At 41.8% G+C, this 14,154-nt stretch carries 13 protein-coding genes; 5 read left to right on the top strand and 8 right to left on the bottom strand.

Annotation, left to right across the window (positions count from 1 at the left end):
- Nucleotides 1-20 precede the first annotated feature (20 nt).
- Genes OFO10_RS05025 through OFO10_RS05050 form a run of 6 tightly spaced genes read right to left on the bottom strand, consistent with a single transcriptional unit; the run spans nt 21 to nt 4,952 of the window.
- Complete coding sequence (locus OFO10_RS05025) at nt 21-1,058, bottom strand: D-alanine--D-alanine ligase (protein ID WP_270866318.1); 1,038 nt, start codon at nt 1,056-1,058, stop codon at nt 21-23.
- A 24-nt stretch (nt 1,059-1,082) separates the two neighbouring features.
- Nucleotides 1,083-1,637 (bottom strand): Holliday junction branch migration protein RuvA, encoded by a 555-nt coding sequence (gene ruvA, locus OFO10_RS05030; protein ID WP_270861682.1) that lies wholly within the window; start codon nt 1,635-1,637, stop codon nt 1,083-1,085.
- Complete coding sequence (locus OFO10_RS05035; RefSeq protein ID WP_270858846.1) at nt 1,634-2,194, bottom strand: hypothetical protein; 561 nt, start codon at nt 2,192-2,194, stop codon at nt 1,634-1,636. Before OFO10_RS05035 ends, ruvA begins: the two co-directional genes overlap by 4 nt.
- Nucleotides 2,195-2,196: 2 nt before the next feature.
- Entirely contained in the window at nt 2,197-3,102 is a 906-nt protein-coding gene (locus OFO10_RS05040; RefSeq protein ID WP_270866319.1) for an MlaD family protein, read from the bottom strand.
- A 9-nt stretch (nt 3,103-3,111) separates the two neighbouring features.
- Nucleotides 3,112-3,852 (bottom strand): ABC transporter ATP-binding protein, encoded by a 741-nt coding sequence (locus OFO10_RS05045; protein ID WP_270866320.1) that lies wholly within the window; start codon nt 3,850-3,852, stop codon nt 3,112-3,114.
- A complete protein-coding gene (locus OFO10_RS05050; protein ID WP_270866321.1) occupies nt 3,849-4,952 on the bottom strand; it encodes an MlaE family ABC transporter permease in 1,104 nt (367 codons plus the stop codon). Before OFO10_RS05050 ends, OFO10_RS05045 begins: the two co-directional genes overlap by 4 nt.
- Before the next feature lie 81 nt (nt 4,953-5,033).
- On the opposite strand from OFO10_RS05050, the gene murJ reads away from it, so the two are divergent.
- From murJ to OFO10_RS05070, 4 genes are all read left to right on the top strand, one after another.
- Complete coding sequence (murJ, locus tag OFO10_RS05055; protein ID WP_442867991.1) at nt 5,034-6,431, top strand: murein biosynthesis integral membrane protein MurJ; 1,398 nt, start codon at nt 5,034-5,036, stop codon at nt 6,429-6,431.
- Nucleotides 6,418-7,821: a cysteine--tRNA ligase gene (cysS, locus tag OFO10_RS05060; protein WP_270866322.1), complete on the top strand. Its 1,404-nt coding sequence runs from the start codon at nt 6,418-6,420 to the stop codon at nt 7,819-7,821. Before murJ ends, cysS begins: the two co-directional genes overlap by 14 nt.
- Before the next feature lie 19 nt (nt 7,822-7,840).
- Nucleotides 7,841-9,556, top strand: coding sequence for an ABC transporter ATP-binding protein (locus tag OFO10_RS05065; RefSeq protein ID WP_270866323.1), 1,716 nt, complete (start codon nt 7,841-7,843; stop codon nt 9,554-9,556).
- Nucleotides 9,557-9,953: 397 nt separating this feature from the next.
- Nucleotides 9,954-11,105, top strand: coding sequence for an MFS transporter (locus OFO10_RS05070; RefSeq protein ID WP_270866324.1), 1,152 nt, complete (start codon nt 9,954-9,956; stop codon nt 11,103-11,105).
- A 408-nt stretch (nt 11,106-11,513) separates the two neighbouring features.
- Here OFO10_RS05070 and OFO10_RS05075 read toward each other — a convergent pair whose 3' ends face one another.
- A complete protein-coding gene (locus tag OFO10_RS05075) occupies nt 11,514-12,716 on the bottom strand; it encodes an MFS transporter (RefSeq protein ID WP_270866325.1) in 1,203 nt (400 codons plus the stop codon).
- A gap of 311 nt (nt 12,717-13,027) precedes the next feature.
- Here OFO10_RS05075 and OFO10_RS05080 point away from each other — a divergent pair, with 311 nt between their 5' ends.
- The gene (locus tag OFO10_RS05080) at nt 13,028-13,192 is read left to right on the top strand and encodes a hypothetical protein (RefSeq protein WP_270866326.1); all 165 of its coding nucleotides are present in this window, start codon (nt 13,028-13,030) and stop codon (nt 13,190-13,192) included.
- A gap of 113 nt (nt 13,193-13,305) precedes the next feature.
- Here the strand turns inward: OFO10_RS05080 and OFO10_RS05085 are convergent, their stop codons facing one another.
- Entirely contained in the window at nt 13,306-14,082 is a 777-nt protein-coding gene (locus tag OFO10_RS05085; protein ID WP_270866327.1) for a transporter substrate-binding domain-containing protein, read from the bottom strand.
- Nucleotides 14,083-14,154 lie beyond the last annotated feature (72 nt).

The raw sequence follows: 14,154 nt of genomic DNA on the forward strand, positions 1-14,154 counted from the left end.
GTAAAATTTTTAAATTTAGCTTATTTATTCGCTGAAATTTTTGTTATCAAATCATACGAAATCGGAATTTCCTTAGTCGCAGGAAGCGAAGTAGCTAGCTTGCCCAAAACCTCCGCAAAGTCGCTAAATAGGTAGTTTGCCATACTTCCTGGATTTGGATTTATCTCGTTTAGATAGATTTCGTTATTTTGCACGAAAAAGTCGCACCTAATCAACGCCCCCTCAAATCCACCGACATTATAAAGCTTAGCAAACGCGTCTTTCATCTTATCCTCGACTGACATACCGATTTGCGCCTCTTCGACCACGCCAGTGCGCGAAAAGTCAAGGTATTTTCTACCAAAATCCAAATATCCCTCTTTTTTCGGCTCTTCGATGAAGGAATACTCGATTTTGCCGTCGATTTTAGCCCCTGCTAGGTTGTATTCTTTGATATTTTCCATATATGGCTCGACGATTGCGCTATCATCTAGCTCATAGACCTTATCCATGCAGTAGTCAAACTCTTTTTCTGATTTTGCTATGCCAATACCGATACTAGAACCCAAATGAGCGGGTTTGATGATGACTGGGAAGTTGAAATTCGGCAAGCTGTTGCGATTGACGATTTCAAATGGCACGGTTTTTACACCTGCAATTTGCGCTAGGTATTTGGTTAAAATTTTGTTGTAGCTTAGCACGCTAGCCTCGATTCTAGGGCCGATATAAGGGATTGAGAAAAACTCAAAAAGGCTTGCGAATTTTCCGTCCTCGCCGTCGCAACCATGGATCAAATTCACATAAACGCTCACTTCAAGCATGCTTTTTTTGCCAAACATACCACCGCTCATATAAAATCCGCCGTTTGAGATATTTAGCTCTTTTGATTTTGTGTATTCGCCGTTTTTGAAATACACTGCGCGCATATTTTTCTCTTCGATTAAGAAAAATCTCCTATCTTTGTCACAAAAAACAAACGCCAAATTCTCGCCCTTTAACGCGTCTTTGACCGCGATTGCAGAGATTATACTAATCTCGTGTTCGTAACTTTGACCACCAAAAACTATACCGTATTTCATTATTTCTCCTTGTAAATTTTAAATTTATGCTAGTTTTTTCAATGCCTCTTTGATCAAATCAGCCGTATTTGTGCTGACACAATCAAGCAAAATTTTACTGATTCTATCGCGTTTGAAGCCTAGACTTTCAAGCGCGCTCATCGCCTCTGATTTATACACTTCGCTCTCGCCAAACTCCATAAGTTTGGCGTCCCCTAGTTCGGCGATTATGCGCCTAGCTGTCTTTGGGCCGATCCCTGGCACGCTCGTTAGTAGCGCGCTATCGCCTGTGATAATCGCGCGAGAAAAGCTCTCTGCGCTAAGCGATGAGCACACAGCCATTGCCGTGCTAGCCCCTATTCCGCTTAGTTTGATTAGCATTTCAAACATATTTTTCTCTTTTGGCTCCAAAAATCCATAGAGCAAATTTGCGTCTTCTCTGATAATCTGAGTTATCAAAAACTCCACCTTTTCGCCCCGCTCTACCCTAGCGCCACACCCTAGCGAAATCGCCACAGCATAACTTACGCCACTAGCGCACTTTATCACGCATTTAGTGGGCTCTTTGTGCGTGATGATTCCTTCTAATCCTACTATCATTGAATTGCCTTTAAAATTTCATCAATTGCCAAATTTAACGCCGAATTTGTCGCATTATAAATGCTTTGCGAGCTTGGATCTGGCACGAAAACTCGCTTTGTAATCACGCCAGATTTTATGCTTTGCACAGCGTTTAAAAACTCGTATCCAATCGTGATTTTAGCGTGATCGCCATCGACTTGAAGCGTGATAAGCGTGGTTTTTAGCCGCAAATCTCTCTCTTGTGGCACAAAAATCGGATTTAGCGCGCATGTAGAAAACGCCGCGTCGATTAGGGCTTTATAAAGCATTTCGCTTGGCATTGTGATATATTTAGCGTCGCTAGCGTATCTCGTGCGAGATTTCCAATCCACGATTAAAATATCGCGTCTATCGACCAAATTTGTCGCAGTTACACTCTCGATATAGATATTTTTGCGTGAATTTGACTTCGCGGCGCAGTGTTTTTGGTCGTATTTAAGCTCGTAATAAGTATATGGCTTAGCACTCTTTGCCAAACAGCCTCCCAGCAAAGCTCCTGCCAAAACTGCGCTAAATGCGCATAAAATTTTTCTCATTTTCAGTCCTTTTTGGTATCTCTAAAAAAGAATTCATACGGATTTTCTTCTAGCCTAAACATCGCGCCTTGAAATTCTCGCAAAGCCTTGTTAAACTCGCTTAGCGTGGTTTTGGCCTCGTTTAGGGTAGGATCTAGTATGGCTTTGAGATTGTATTCGCCCCGCTCTACGCGCTTTGCCATAATCTGACTTGTTTTTTCAAGCGAATTTGAAAGGCGCGTCGCACTGCTGGCAAAAGCATTAAATTTATCCAAAATTTCGTCTAATTCGTGCTCTCTTTCGTTTAAATTCGTCATTAGGGTGTTGAAATTCGCCATTAATGCGTTTAGTTCGTTAAATTTCTTCTCATCGCTAAGTTCGGCGCTAAATTTGTTAAGCGAAGTTAAAATTTCATCGACTTTTTTCATATTATCTTGCGATAAAAGCGAGTTGATTTTAAATATCATCTGCCCTACACTATCTGTGATAACTTCTGCTTTGGAGCCGATTTTATCGAGCAGGGTTTTATCTAGCTCGATGATTGGCTTTTCTTCATTTTCGCTAAATAGCTCGCCACTTCCCTTTGTGATATTTAAAAACGAAATTCCACTAATGCCTTGCGTTTCGACCTTGGCGATACTATCTCGCGAGATAGGGAGTTTGCTTTTAAGCGATACTTCGATTTCGATTATTGCATTTTCGATATCGACAAAATCTATTTTTTTGATGATTCCAGCATTTACGCCGATAAATTTGACATCTGAATTCTCGCGAATTCCAGTCGGAAGCTCCTTAGTATGGATATAATACGATCTGTAAGTCTCCCTAGTATCGGTGCGAGTTAGCATCCACCACACGAAAGCTGTAAGCGCAAACACACACGCCATAACAAATGCGCCCACGATTGTATATGAGGTTCTATTTTCCAAATTTTGCTCCTATTTCGCTCTCATTTTAAATAGCTCTTCAAGCGGGTTGTTTTCTAGCTTTTCGATTTCGCTCAAAGCCCCTTCAAAGATGATTTTTTTATTATCGACTATCAAAAATCTATCAAGTATATCAAAAATACTATCCACATCGTGCGTTACCATTACTACGGTTACGCCAAGATTATCTCTTAGCTCACACACTAGCCTATCAAGGGCGCGCGAGCTAAGCGGATCTAGCCCTGAGTTTGGCTCGTCTAAAAATAAAATCTCAGGGCTTAACGCCAATGCCCTAGCAAGGGCGACACGCTTTTTCATACCGCCACTTAGCTCGTTTGGATTTAGCATTGCGCTCTCTTTTTTAAGGCCTACCTTTTGTATCCAAAACATAGCAAGCTCGTTAATCTCTTTGTCGCTAAAATTTGAGTATTCGCGCAGTAGCACGCCTACATTTTCTAGCACATTCATCGAGCTATACAGCGCGCCGAATTGAAACATCACACCGCATTTTAAGCGAATTTCATTGCGCCTATCCTCACCCACGCTCCAAATATCCTCGCCAAAAATTTTAATCTCGCCGCTTTTTGGCTGGTTTAGGTAAATCAGCGTTTTCATTAGAGTGGTTTTTCCACTTCCACTTCCGCCCAAAAAGCCGTAAATTTCAGCCTTTTTCACGCTAAAACTCACATTATCGTGCATTATGCGCGTCCCATACGCTGTGGTTACATTTTTTGCGCTTATTATCTCGCTCACAGCCCAATCTCCGAGAAGAGTATCGCAAAAATCGCGTCTATGGCGATGACCCAAAATATTGCATTTACCACGCTGATTGTGGTGTATTCGCCGATACTTTGTGTATTTCCCTTGACCTCAAATCCTCTCATACAGCCAATTATTGCTATAAATGCGCCAAAAAACGGAGCCTTTATCATACCGGCGAAAAAGTGGCGAATTTCGACATTTGATTTAAATCTATCCAAATAATCCAAAAATCCTATCTCTAAATACGCCTCGCAAACTATCATTTGAGCGAAAATACATATTGAATTTGCGATAAAAATGATAAATGGCATACAAATCACCATAGCCAAAATTCGTGGCATTGAGAGGAAATAAAACGGATCAAAGCCCATTGTTTTCATCGCGTCGATCTCTTCTGTGATTTTCATAACGCCAATTTGCGCTGTAAAACTCGACGCAGAACGCCCAGCAATGACAATCGCTGCGATTAACGGGGCAATCTCGCGCATGGTTAGAGCGCCCATAATATCGATGATATAAATACTAGCCCCAAACTGCGATAGCATATCTGCGCCAATGTAAGCTAGCACCACACCGATTAAAAACGCGGTCAAAGCCACGATAAAAAGCGAGTCAATGCCGTTGTCTTTGATAAAATTTACGGTCTCTTTGAGGCGAAATTTGCGCGGGTGCAAAAATAGCGAAAATACCTTGCAAAAAAACTCGCCCAAAAATGTGGCTAGATTTACAATCCCAGCCCAGCCTGCGCAAAAATACAGCCCTATTTGAGCCAAAATCCCCATGCCATGCACTTTTGGCATAAAATTATGGTCTATGCTCTCATCGCTAATAAATTCGAAAATTTTCTCTATTTTTGGATTTTGGCTCCTAAATTCCACGCTTTTGCCACGCATTAAATTTTTAATGCTATAAGCCATGAAATAATCCAGCTTTTCGACATTTGTAAAATCTGCTACGAAATTGTCTAAATTTGATAGTGTTTTTTTAAGTAAATCAAGCTGTTTTTTTCCGCTTCGATATGTCCAGCTACCCTCAAATTTTAGGGTTTTGATGAAGTTTTGCGTATCGAGCGAAAATGGCAAATTTTGCAAAATATCCTCTTTCAAAATCAAAAAATAGGCGAAATTATATTATAATCTATCTTTTTATTTTATAAAATTTAACGAGGAATTATGTTTAGAGGGTTTTTTACAAACAGCGTCGGAACGCTAGCTTCTCGCATTTTGGGCTTTGTGCGCGATTTGCTGACGGCTTCGATTTTGGGCGCTGGTGTGTATAGCGATATATTTTTTGTGGCGTTTAAACTGCCAAATTTATTTAGACGACTTTTTGGCGAGGGTGCCTTTACGCAGGCGTTTTTGCCAAATTTTACCGCTTCGAAAAAAAAGGGGATTTTCGCAGCTTCCGTGCTGATTAGATTTTTTCTTTTTATTTTGTTTTTAACTGCGGTTGTGTGGGTGTTCGCGCCGTTTTTTACTAAAATTTTAGCTTATGGTTTTTCGGACGAGCAAATCACGCTAGCAACACCATTTGTGCGTATAAATTTCATATATCTAGCTTTTATTTTTATCGTTACGCTTTTTGCCTCTATGCTTCAATACCGCGATCATTTCGCCACTACGGCGTTTTCGACCGCTTTATTAAATTTAGCTATGATTGCTGCCTTGCTTTTGGCTCGTGGCAAAGATGAGCGAAGTATCGTTTTGTATCTATCTTGTGGCGTCGTAGCGGGCGGATTTTTGCAGTTTTTGGTGCATGTGTATGCGCTGAAATTTACCGGTATGCTAAGAGTGCTTCTTGGCGGATTTGCTAGACTAAAAAATGGCGCAAAAGCGCAAACCAAAGGCTTTTATAATAACTTTTTTGCCGGGGTTGTAGGGGCTAGCGCTTTGCAACTTAGCTCATTTATAGATACATTTTTCGCTAGCTTTTTAGCCAGCGGAAGTATCAGCTATCTATACTACGCAAACCGCATTTTTCAGCTTCCGCTCGCACTTTTTGCAATCGCGCTTAGCACGGCGATTTTCCCGCGACTAACTAAACAAATCAAAACAAACAACCAAAAAGAGGCGCTAAATTTAATCGAGCGCGGATTTTACATGCTTTTGGCGCTTTTAGCACTCTCCACAATCGGCGGAATCATGCTCTCGCACGAGATTACCAAAATTTTATTTGAGCGCGGAAATTTCACCGCCACTAACACAGCCCAGTGTGCGGCTGTTTTGGCAGCGTATATGGTAGGACTGCTACCCTTTGGGCTATCGCGCATTTTTTCGCACTGGCTGTATGCGCACATGAAACAAAAGCTAAGTGCGAAAATTTCGCTTTGGTGCGTGTTTATAAATGTGATTTTGTGCGCTATATTTTTTAAACCATTTGGGGCTGTGGGTTTGGCGCTTGCTAGCTCGATTACAGGGGGATTTTTGTTTGTTTTCAATCTCTATTTTTTTGGATTTAATAACTTTTTGGCTATAATCAAGGCTAAAAAAATCCTTCTAATTCTAGGGCTTTGCGCACTTGAAATAGGAATTTTATATGTTTTAAAAGGTTTATATTATGGTAATTTATGATACTGCAAGTAAAAAAAAGGTCGAATTTATTCCGCTTAACGAAGATGAGATTAAAATTTATGTCTGCGGGCCGACTGTGTATGATGACGCGCATTTGGGGCATGCTAAAAGCGCGATTAGCTTTGATTTGCTTAGGCGTGCGCTAGAAGCGCAGGGCAAAAATGTGAAATTTGCTAGAAATTTCACCGATATCGACGATAAAATTTTAAAAAAAATGAGCGAGAGTGGAAAAACTCTAAGCGAGATTACAGAATTTTACACCAAACGATATTTGGACGATATGAGCGCGCTAAATGTCCGTGACGCCGACATTTCGCCCAAAGCGACAGAAAATATTAATGAAATTTGCGCCCTTGTTTCAAATTTGCTAAATTTGGGCTATGCGTATGAAATACCAGGCGATGGGATATACTTTGATACCACCAAAGATAGCGATTATTTAAGCCTTAGTGGCAAAAAAGCAGAGGATCAAAACAGCGAGTTTGCGCGCGTGGTTTCAAACGAGCAGAAAAAAAATGAAAAAGATTTCGCGCTGTGGAAATTCGATGAGGCGTGGTTTGAGGCGCCATTTGGGCGTGGCAGACCCGGCTGGCATAGCGAGTGTGTGGCGATGATTTTAGCCCATTTAGATAGCCGTGACGCCGAATTTTGCATTGATATCCACGCTGGCGGAGCTGATTTGCTCTTCCCGCACCACGAAAATGAGGCTGCGCAGTGCAGATGTAGCGAGCATAGAGCTTTGGCTAAATACTGGATGCACAATGGCTTCGTGCAGGTAAATAACGAAAAAATGAGCAAAAGTCTAGGCAATAGCTTTTTTGTCAAAGACGCCCTAGCCCTCGTGCCTGGCGAGGCTTTAAGGTTTTATTTGATGAGTTCGCATTATAGGGCAAATTTTAACTACACAATCGATGATTTACTAGCCTCTAAAAAACGCCTTGATAAAATTTACCGCCTTAAAAAAAGGGTAAATATGGCGCAAAATTTACCTTGCGTTGAAGCTAAATTTAGGGGCAAAATTTTAGAGTTTTTAAATGATGATTTAAACACATCTGGCGCGCTTGCCTGTGTCGATGAAATGGTGTCTTGCGCAAATGAAGCACTCGATAAAAACCCAAAAGATAAGGCTTTTAAAGCGCAAATTTTAGCAAATTTAGAATTTGTCAAAAATACCCTTGGCGTGCTTTATATGGACGAGGTTAGCTATTTTCAATTTGGCGTAAGCGATGATGAAAGAGCCGAAATTTTGCGTCTAATCGAGCAAAGAAGCGAAGCTAAAAAGCAGAAAAATTTCGCCCTAGCCGATGAAATTCGCGCCAAACTTACAGCGATGAAAATCGAGATTATGGATACGCCAAGTGGCACGATTTGGGAAAAAAGCGCGCAATAAGTAAATTTAAGGAAGAGTTTTGAACGATTTTAAGACAATTTTAAAAAGATTTAAACCATTTTTGATTGATTATAAAATCCAGTTTGCGCTGGCATTTTTGGGTATGATTATGACCTCGCTTGCGACATCTGCGAGCGCGTATTTGGTAAAACCGGTGCTTGATTATATCTTTGTCGAGAAAAACACACTCTATCTCTACCCGCTTGCGTTTGCGATTATAGCCGTGTTTGCGATGAAAAGTGCCGGCACATTTATCCAGACATACTACACTTCATTTATCGGGCAAGATACCGTGCGCAGACTGCGCGATTTGCTCGTTTCAAAGCTAATTAGGCTAGATTTGAAATTTTTCAACACACACAGCACTGGCGAGCTGATTTCTAGGACGATGAACGATATCGAGCGAATCCGCACGGTGGTTTCAAACATGATACCTGATTTTGTGACGCAAATCATCACCATTTTTGGGCTTCTTGGCGTGGTGATTTACAATAGCCCTAAGCTTTCGTTTTTTGCGCTCGTGGTCTTTCCGGCTGCGATTTATCCGCTATCGCGCCTAGCCAAACGCATGAAAAAGGTCTCGCGCCAATCGCTAGAAAAGACCTCTGATATCACATCGGCTCTAAATCAAATTTTTACAAATATCGAAATCGTAAAGGCTAGCAACGCCCAAAATTTCGAGGTAAAACACTTCGAGGAAGAAAACTCAAAATTTTTCAAGCTAAATTTAAAGGCAATAATTACAAACTCGCTCGTAAGCCCCGTAATGGAGATGCTTGGCGCACTTGGCGTGGCTGTGGTTATCATCGTAGGTGGCAAAGAGGTCATCGAGGGCAAGATGAGCATAGGAAGCTTTTTTAGCTTTTTGACCGCGCTTTTTATGGTCTATACGCCGATAAAAAAGGTCTCATCACTGCATAATAAAATGCAAGACGCCACGGCTGCTACTGAGCGGACTTTCGAGTTAATTGATTTAGAGCCAGCCATAATCGGCGGAAGCCTAAAAATGGGCGATATATCCACACTGACTTTCGAAAATGTCTCGCTTAGCTATGATGAAAAAATCGCGCTAAAAGATATAAATTTTAGCGTTAAAAAGGGGCAAATTTTAGCCCTTGTGGGAAATAGCGGCGGCGGCAAAAGCTCGGTGGTAAATCTCATAATGCGCTACTACGACGCCAAAAGCGGAAATATACTTTTTGACGGCAATGAGATTAGCGAATTTGACATCGCAAGCCTGAGGGATAATATCGGCTTTGTGAGCCAACGAATTTACATTTTTAACGATACAATCGCTGCAAATGTCAGCTACGGCGCCGAATTTGACGAAGAGCGCGTCATAAACGCACTGCGCCTTGCCAATGCTTATGAATTTGTCGCCAAGATGGAAGACGGCATAAACACGCTTTTAAGCGAGTTTGGCGCAAATCTCTCAGGCGGACAGCGCCAGCGTATAGCGATTGCGCGCGCGCTGTATAAAAACCCGCAAATTCTCATTTTCGACGAAGCCACGAGCGCGCTAGATAACGCCAGCGAAAAGGAAATCTCATCTGTCATAGAAAAGATAAAGGCCGATAAAATCGTAATTGTCATCGCTCACCGCCTATCCACTATCAAAAACGCTAGCCAAATCGCCGTGGTCAAAAACGGCGAGATTATCGCAATGGGCGATGATGAAACACTGAGCGCGAATTGCGATGAATACAGGATTTTAAAGGGTCTAGCAAAGGATTAAATTTCGCAAAATTTGTCCAAATTTTGCGCCCAATTTGTCATTGCGAGAATTTAAAATTCCTTGCGATAAATTCGCTGTCATTGCAAGAATTTTGCGCCCAATTTGTCATTGCGAGAATTTTGCGTTAGCAAAATTCGTGGCAATCTACGACTTTAAAATTTAAGGTCAGTATTTTTGCAAATTTATTGTTTATAAATTTCAAACTCGTAGATTGCTTCGAATTTGCGTAGCAAATTCTCGCAATGACAGATTATGCAAATTTTTCCTCAAATTTGTCATTGCAAAAATTTTGCTCTCACTTACCATACTAAAACAATCGCAAATTTTGCAAATTTAACCTTGAATTTTTCAAATTTCGAGTAAAATACCAGCTTGAATTTCAATTTTTAGGATATTTATGTTTAAAAGCCTGCGTGCGGCAAGGACGCTAAGTGCGCTATTTCTAGCGATTTTTTTTATGTTTATCGGGGACGCGCTAGCCCTATCATCAGCCGGTGTCATACTCAAAATGCGCGGCCAAAGCGACCTAATCATCGGCATTATCTCATCGTTTTTCTTCTTAGGCGCCATTTCTAGCGTATTTTTCACGCCTACGATCATCGGCTACTTCGCCCATGTGCGCTCGTATTATATTTTTAGCGTGGTTTTTGCGCTGTGCGCCCTAGCCCACGATATCAGCGCAAATTTGGCGTTTTGGGCGATACTTCGCTTCGGGCTTGGGTTTTGTTATTACGCGCTTTTAATGATAATCGAAAGCTGGATCAACTCCAAAATCACAAACTCTATTCGCTCACGCGTCCTAGCCGTGTATGAGATTGTATTTTACGGCGCATTTACCGTGGGTGTGGGGATAATCGCGCTAAATTTAAGTGCGAATTTAATCTTTTTTCTAAGCGGATTTTTCATACTTTTTGGGCTAGTGCCTTTGAAATTTATGCGTTTTAACCCGCCCGCAAAAGCGCAAAAAGCCACAATCTGCATGCCAAAAATCTCGGTTCTACCGCCACTTGCGCTTGCGACGGCAGTTTGCGGCGGGATTTTGATAAACGGATTTTTTTCAATGGCGAGCGTGTATGTGCTTGGAAGTGGAAATGTCAGCCAAGTGGGCTGGTTTATGGGGCTAGCCATGGTCGGGGGCTTCATTTCGCAGATTTTTGCTAGCCCCGTGTCTGATTTTTTCGGCAGGCGCAAGGCGATAATGCTAGTGTGCGCAATCGGCGCATGCTCGGCACTGGGGCTGTTTGCCACTGGGAATTTCGAGGTCAAATGCGCCCTAGCCTTTTTGCTAGGATTTGGCGTTTTTCCGCTATACTCGCTCGCAATCGCGCGCGCGAACGATTCCTTTACAAACAGCTCCTCAATCTCGCGCGTGCAAATCTCAGCCTCGCTTTTGTTTTCGTATTCGCTCTCATCGTTTTTCTCGCCCATAATCATAGGCGGGGCGATGAGAGTTTTCGGCGCAGATGGGTTTAGCGCGGTGTTTTTCGTAGCAATGGTGTTTTTGCTCGTTTTCGCATACTTCCGCCCCGAAATCGCCCCGAAGATTTGAAAAATTCCAATCGAGAGAAATGCGAAGCATTTCCATAAAAATAAAACCAGCTAAATTTTAAAAAGCAACGCTTTTTAAAATTTAGCCACTTCTAGCGTTTTACAGGGGAAATTCGCACGGAGCAAAAGGCGCGAACAGCGCTTTTGCGTGCGAATTAAATGTAAAGGGGAGGGTAGCGTATTCAAAACAAGCGAAGCGCTCGGCGTTAGCCGATGTTTCCTTGAAAACTAGCATAGCGGTGCGAGGCGGAAGCCGAAGCAGAGCAAACAAGCGCGCCCTCCCCCTTACGGAGAATTTCACGGCGCAGGTTAAATTCCTAAAATCGTTCAATGCTAAATTTAAGTAGAATTTTGAATTTAATTTTTTCTGGATTGCTTCGCTACGCTCGCAACGACAAATCATCAAACCTCACTCCTTGCTTAGATACCTATCATACACGATAAATTTATAATACACCGCAGCGATTATAAACATAAATCCCATTAGAAATGTTATCTGCCACAGCGCCAGCCCTAGCGAATACAGCGCACCGATAACCGCTGAGGTCAGAGTTGCGACGATGAAATACGCCATATCATTATACGCAATCACCCGCCCGAAAAACTCCCTATCGACATGGCTTTGGAGTTGCGTGAAAGAATACGACCACACCGTCGTGATAAAAAATCCAGCCATCACGATACCGATAAACGAAAGCCAGTAATTAAACTCCAACGCCGCCCAGAGCATGATTCCCCCGCCCTGCCCTAGCAAAATCCAAAAATACCGCTTCAAATTTACGATACGCGTCAGCCACATCTGCCCAAAAAACGCCGCGGCTGAGCGCGCCATATTCATCAGCCCAATCACCAACGACGCGCTTAGGATTTCTTTATACTCAAATTTCGCTAGTAGCGCGATGAGATTATCATAAGTCGTAACCGCCACAAAGGCGTGAATTACGATTAAATGCACCACCAAAGGGCGCGAGCGTATGTAAGTAAAGCCCTCTTTTAGCATTTTTATCGCGCTTTGCGTGCTACTTCCTGCAATATCTTTAAAATTTAGGCGAATTAGGATAAAAAATGAAAAAACATACAAGCAAAAATCCAAAATAAACGCCGCTCTAACCCCAAAATAGTGTATAAACACCCCAGCTAGCGCCATACCAAGGGTATAAGTAATCGTCCAGCTAATGCTAGTTAGCTCATTTGCTAGCTTCAAATACGGCTTTGGTAGAAATTTCGGCAGGGTCGAAGACTCGGTTTGATAAAAGAGCGTCCCAGCCACGCTTCGCACCACGACGATACCCAAAAGTAGCCACAAATACGCCAAATCATTGATAAAAATCAGCATGAAAATCGTCACAATCTCTATGGCGAACATGCTCACCATTAGGGGCTTTGGGCGAAATTTATCCACGATAATGCCATTAATCGGGGCTAAAAATATATTTGGTATAAACGACACCACACCCACAGCGGTGATCGCCCACACAGGCGCGCCCAGCTCGATTAGTAGCGTAGCGATACCTACGATCGAAAACCACACGCCAAACATGCAGATAAATCCCGCGCTAAATAGCAAGCGATAGTTGCGAAAATTGCGAAGTAAAATATAATATCTAACCATTTTTGCCTTTCAAAAAACCTCGCATTTTAGCCAAATTTGGCTTAATTATGTGTTTTGGGTTTGGCTAAATTTGCTCGCTATTGTCATTGCAAATACTGCCCCGAAATGCGCGTTGATTTGTCATTGCGAGGAGCTGTGAAACAGCGACGAAGCAATCTGCGAGTTAAAAATTTAAAGCGTGTGTTTTTGCTGTCATTGTGAGCGTAGCGAAGCAATCTAGGGAAATTCAGATAAATTTTGATAAATTGAAATTCTCTCTAAATTTTACTGGATTGCTTCGAGCCTTTCGGCTCTCGCAATGACATATTTTTTTGTCATTGCGAGATTTCGTAGAAAGCGAAGCAATCTACGAGTATAAAATTCTTTGCGGTGAATTTGCAAAAATACCGACCTTAAATTTTTCACTCGTAGATTGCCACGAAACAGCTTGCGCCGTTTCTCGCAATGACAAATTAGAGATTAAAGAATTTTTCTGAATTGCCTCAAAAACTTAGTTTTCTCGCAACGACAGATTGGATAGATAAAATTTTCAGCCATAAAAAAAGGCGCCTTAAAAAAGGCGCCCAAGTATAGTATCAAAAAGCACTAATTATAGCAATGCTTCATAAATATCATCTAGAACGAACATTTTCTCTTCTAGCTCACCACGATAGAATAGCTCGAAAGTTTGCTCATACATATCAGCAAAGAAGCCTTCTTGTGATAGAGATAGGATTTTGCTATCCACGATTTCCATTAAATCGCGGTTGCCTTTTTGAGTGCCTACGCAGTTGAAAGCGATAGCTCCTATGCGTTTGATAGCAAGCTCAAATCTATCATCAACAAAAGGAATAGTAGCGATTGCTGTGATTTTTCTAGCATAGCCGTCAGCTTCGCCAGCTCTTAGCTTATCCAAACACTCTTTTGATGTAGAGCAAGGAACTTGTTGGATTTGTGGTTCTTTGTTAAGAGCGACTTCAGCTGATGTGCCTGGGACAACTAGAACTCTTCTACCTCTTAAATCGCTTAGTCTTTGGACGCCTAAATCTTTTTTAGTAACAACAGCATCCGTTGTTGAAAGATAAGGCATAGAAAAGTCCATTGATTTCTCGCGCTCAGGCGTTCTTGAATAATTGTGGATTAGCAAATCAACTCTGTTTTGAGTTACTGCGTCCATACGCTCAGCATCTTTAACAGCGACGAATTCTACCTTACCACCGTCTCCTAAAATGGCTTTTGCTAGTTCTTTCGCCAATTCAATTTCAAAACCTTGAAATTTGCCACTTTTTGAAATAGAACTCATTGGAGCATCGTGCTCACCTACACCAATTCTTAGCGTATTGCTCGCTTTGATTTGTTCTAGTGTGTTAGCACCAGAAAAAGTCACTGCGCCTGCTAATGCCAAAAGACCTAAAAACTTTTTCATTTTAACTCCTTAAAAATAAAACCGAAAAATACC

Origin of the sequence: Campylobacter sp. VBCF_06 NA8 (assembly GCF_027737825.1) — a bacterium.
GTDB lineage: Bacteria > Campylobacterota > Campylobacteria > Campylobacterales > Campylobacteraceae > Campylobacter_B.